The organism is Streptomyces specialis (assembly GCF_001493375.1).
Lineage (GTDB): Bacteria > Actinomycetota > Actinomycetes > Streptomycetales > Streptomycetaceae > Streptomyces > Streptomyces specialis.
The window spans coordinates 1-4,966 of record NZ_LN929796.1 but is presented as its reverse complement, the minus strand read 5'-3'; the positions used below and the strand labels follow the sequence as shown (position 1 = coordinate 4,966).

Here is a 4,966-nt window from a genome sequence, read left to right as displayed (position 1 = left end):
CCCACCCGCCACGCCGCACGCACCCCACGGAACACCGGCCCATACACCAAACCCGAACCCGCAAGACGCTCGTACAGATCATCAACGTCCACCCCGGACGCACCCAACGGCGGCCACGATCCGAGTTCAGCCGGCACCGGGGATGGGGCGACGGAGAGCACGCCCGTGGCATGGCGTGTCCACGGGTCGGACGACTCGGCCGTGTCCAGGCGGGAGTACAGGTTCACCGCTCGATTGGCGTCCACGACGACCTGGAGTTGGAGCGCGGCCTGCTCGGGAAGCACCAAGGGGGCCTCGAAGGTGAGCTCTTCGAGGTGGTCGCACCCCACCTCCTGCGCGGCACGCAGGGCTAGTTCGGTGAGGGCTGTTCCCGGGACCAGCACCGAGCCCATGACCGCGTGATCCGCCAGCCACGAGTGCTCGGACAACGACAACCGGCCGGACAGCAGCATGCTTCCGTTGGCGGCGGATACTACCGAGGCCCGCACCAGCGGGTGATCCGCCGAACGAAGGCCCGCACCCTGCAAACCCTCCGGCCCTGTCCGGCTGTCCAGCCAGTAGCGCTGACGCTGGAACGCATAGGTGGGAAGGTCCACCCGCCGTGCACCGCGCCCGGCGAAGGCTCCGTTCCAGTCGACCCGCACACCGCACGCGTACAGTTCCGCCAACGCGGCTGTGACCGCCAGGTCCTCCGGGCGATCCGGACGGAGCAACGGGACGACTGTCACCGCTGCGTCCACCACGCCCTGGGCGAGGGCTGCGAGCACGCCTCCTGGGCCGATCTCGGTGAGCGTGTCAACTCCCTGTTCGGCCAGGGTGGTGACGGCGTCGGCGAAGCGGACGGGTTCGCGGATCTGCCGCAGCCAGTACGACGGATCGGCCAGCTCGTCATCCGCAACCGGACGGCCGGTCAGGGTGGAAACGAACGGCAGCGTCGGCGGGTTGAACACCACACCCGACAACTCCTCCTCGAACGCGGCAAGCATCGGCTCCATCAACGGCGAGTGGAACGCGTGCGACACAGCCAGCCGTTTCGTCTTCAGCCCGGCCGTGACCTCAGCGACTGCCGCTTCCTCACCGGAGACCACCAGGGACGACGGGCCGTTGACCGCCGCGATCCCCACCCGGTCCTCGAAACCGGCCAGGCGGGACAGCACTTCCGCATCCGTCGCCTGGACAGCGACCATCACACCGCCCGCAGGCAGACCGCCCATCAACCGGCCACGAGCCACCACCAAACGGGCCGCATCCTCCAAAGAGAAGACACCCGCGACATGGGCGGCGGCGAACTCACCGATGGAGTGCCCCGCCACCACATCCGGCCGCACACCCCACGACCCCAACAGCCGGAACAACGCCACCTCAACCGCGAACAACCCAGGCTGAGCAACAACCGTCCCGTTCACCGCCTCCGACCCGAACAGATCCCGCAACGGCAAGCCGGCGACCGCGCACACCTCATCAAAGGCATCCGCGAAAACAGGAAACGCCTCACACAACTCCCGGCCCATCCCCAACCGCTGGCTGCCCTGGCCGGAGAACAAGAACCCGACCCGACGCCCCGACGTCGCAACGCCACAGGCGATTCCGGGCACCTGCCGCCCGTCAGCCAGTGCGGAGAGGGCGTCCAGCAGCTCGTCGCGGTCCCGACCGCTCACCGCCGCGCGGTACTCCAGGGCGGCCCGTGAAGTCGCCAGGGAGAAGCCCACATCCAACGGGCGAAGCTCGCCACTCTCGGCAACGTGGCTCCGGAGGCGTCGGGCCTGGGCGCGCAATGTGCCCTCGTCCTTCGCCGACAGCGGCCACAGCACTGCGGGAGCAGTCGGCACGTCGCCGTCCACGACTTCAACGACCGGTTCAGCGGGGACATGTTCCAGCACGACGTGTGCGTTTGTGCCGCTGACACCGAAGGAGGACACACCTGCGCGGCGCGGATGGCCGTACTCCGGCCACGTAACGGCCTCGGTCAGCAACCGGACGTCGCCTGCCGACCAGTCGATGTGAGGCGAGGGTTCGTCCGCGTGCAGGGTCGGCGGCAGAACGCCGTGCCGCATCGCCATGACCATTTTGATCACGCCGGCGACTCCGGCGGCGGCCTGCGTGTGCCCGATGTTCGACTTGATCGAGCCGAGCCACAACGGACGTTCCTCCGCTCGCTCTTGACCGTAGGTGGCGAGCAACGCCTGGGCCTCGATGGGGTCGCCCAGTGTGGTGCCCGTTCCGTGCGCTTCGACCGCGTCGACGTCCGCCGCCGACAGACCGGCACTTGCCAGGGCCTGGCGGATGACGCGCTGCTGCGACGGGCCGTTGGGAGCCGTCAGACCGTTCGACGCACCGTCCTGATTCACCGCCGAGCCGCGCACGACCGCCAGCACCGGATGACCGTTGCGGACCGCGTCCGACAGCCGCTCCACCAGCAGCATTCCCACACCCTCGGACCATCCGGTGCCGTCGGCTGTGGCGGAGAAGGATTTGCACCGGCCGTCGGCGGCGAGGCCGCGCTGGCGGCTGAACTCGATGAAGACGTTGGGCGTCGCCATCACCGCGACTCCGCCAACGAGGGCCATGGAGCATTCGCCCTGCCGCAACGCCTGCGCGGCCAGGTGCAGCGCCACCAGTGACGACGAACACGCCGTGTCCACCGTCACCGCCGGACCTTCCAGCCCGAACGTGTACGCGACGCGGCCCGAGGCAACGCTGCCCGCCGAGCCGATACCGAGCTGTCCTTCGAACGCGTCCGGCGCCAGCGACGATCGGGTGCCGTAGTCGTGGTACATGACGCCGACAAAGACGCCGGTGCGGCTTCCCCGGACGGAGGTCGGATCGACGCCCGCGCGTTCGAGTGCCTCCCACGAGACTTCGAGCAACATGCGCTGCTGCGGGTCCATGGACAGGGCTTCGCGGGGTGAGATTCCGAAGAACGCCGGGTCGAACTGGGCTGCATCATGGAGGAATCCGCCCTCGCGCGTGTAACTGGTGCCCTGGTGGTCGGGGTCGGGGTGGTACAGCGCGTCGACGTTCCAGCCGCGGTCGGTCGGGAAGCCCGAGAGGGCGTCACGACTGTCGGCGACCAACCGCCACAGGTCCTCCGGGGACCAGACGTCCCCGGGGTAGCGGCAGCCCATGCCGACGATCGCGATCGGTTCATCGGCGGACAACTGCGCCGACTTGAGCACGGCGGCCTTGTCTCCCGCATTCGGGGCCGTGCCGCCGAGGGCGCCCGTCAAGTGGTCCGCGAGGGCGGTCGGCGTCGGATGGTCGAAGACCAGGGTGGCGGGCAAGCGTAGATCGGTCTCGCTGTTGAGCAGGTTCCGCAACTCGACCGCGGTGAGCGAGTCGAAGCCGAGGTCGGTGAACTGCCGTCCCGCGTCGATGGCTTCGGCCGACGTGTGCCCAAGGACGGTGGCAACGCTCGTACGCACCAGGTCGAGGAGTAGTTCTTGCTGCGCTTCACCGGTCAGTCCGGCGAGGCGCTGAGCGAGGGAGGACCGTTCGGCGGGCTGCGCGGCGCCGTTCAGAGGCCGAGGCGGTGCCGGGGTGCGAACTAGTTCGCTCAGGAGCGGCGGCAGAGAGCCGGCACGTGCCTGGGCTTCCAGTGCTCGCGTGTCCAGCCGGACAGGGACCGCCAGGGGCAGGCCCGTTCGCGTCGCGGTGTCGAACAGGGCTAGGCCGCCGCGCGAGGTGAGAGCGCCCACACCGGCGCGGGCAGCTCGGTGACGATCCGCGTCGCCCAAGCCTGCGGTGAGGGCGCTCGCTTCTTCCCACAGGCCCCAGGCGAGGGAGGTGGCGGGGAGCTGGTGAGCGTGCCGGTATTGCGCCAACGCATCCAGGTAGGCGTTGCCCGCCGCGTACGCGGCCTGGCCCGGACTGCCGAAGATCCCGGCAGCCGAGGAGAACACCACAAACGCGGACAGGTTCATGTCCAGGGTGAGTTCGTGCAGGTTCCACGCCCCCGCGACCTTCGGCCGCAACACCCGCCCAACCCGCTCCGGGCTCAGACCAGTGACCACCCCGTCATCAACGACTCCAGCGGCGTGCACCACGCCCGACAGAGACCGCCCGGACAGCACCTCCGCGAGCGCTTCGCGGTCCGCGACATCACACGCAACCGACACCACCCGCGCACCGGCACCTTGCAGCTCACCGACCAGAGCCTCATCCACACCCCGACGGCTCAACAGCAACAGTTCCTCGACCCCGTGGACTTCGACCAAATGCCGCGCCACCAGCCGACCCAACGCACCGGACGCACCGGACACCAGCACGGTCCCCCGGCCGAACACCGACCCACCACCCGCAGCAGCAGGAACCGGGACAGGGGCAGGGGCAGGGGCCAGCCTCGGCACCCACAACTCCTCCGCACGCACAGCAACCTGCGACTCACCGGACGCCAACACGGCAGACACCACCACCTCGCACTCGGTGGTCTCATCGAGGTCCAGCAGGACGAACCGGCCCGGGTGCTCCGACTGCGCCGAACGCACCAGACCCCACACCCCAGCCTGAGCTGCGTCCGGCGCCTCACCGGACACCGACACCGCACCCCGCGTCACCAACACCAACCGGGAAGGACCAGGCTCTTCAGCAGCCAGCCACGACTGCACCAACTCCAGCGCCCACAACACACCCGCCTCAGCACCCACCCCACCAGGACAGGAAGCAATCACGGCCTCCCCAGCATCACCAGCGTCCTCGGTCGCCAACGGCCGCCACGCCACTCGGTACAGAACATCGGCCGCAACCTGTTCCGCCGAAACCGGCCGCAGAACGAGCGACTCCACCGCGATGACCGGAAGTCCAGCCGCATCCATCCCGATCAGCGAGAAGGTGTCCTCGCCGGTGCGCGACACACGCACCCGCAACACCGACGCACCCGAAGCGAACACCCGCACACCCGCACACGAGAACGGCACCCGAGCCGAATCGCCCTCATCCATCAAGCCGATGGCGTGCAACGCCGCATCCA

General features: G+C 69.1%; 1 protein-coding gene. It reads right to left on the bottom strand.

From position 1 onward, the window contains the following. On the bottom strand, positions 1-4,966 hold a 4,966-nt coding region (locus tag BN2279_RS07230), incomplete at both ends, for a type I polyketide synthase (RefSeq protein ID WP_159037094.1).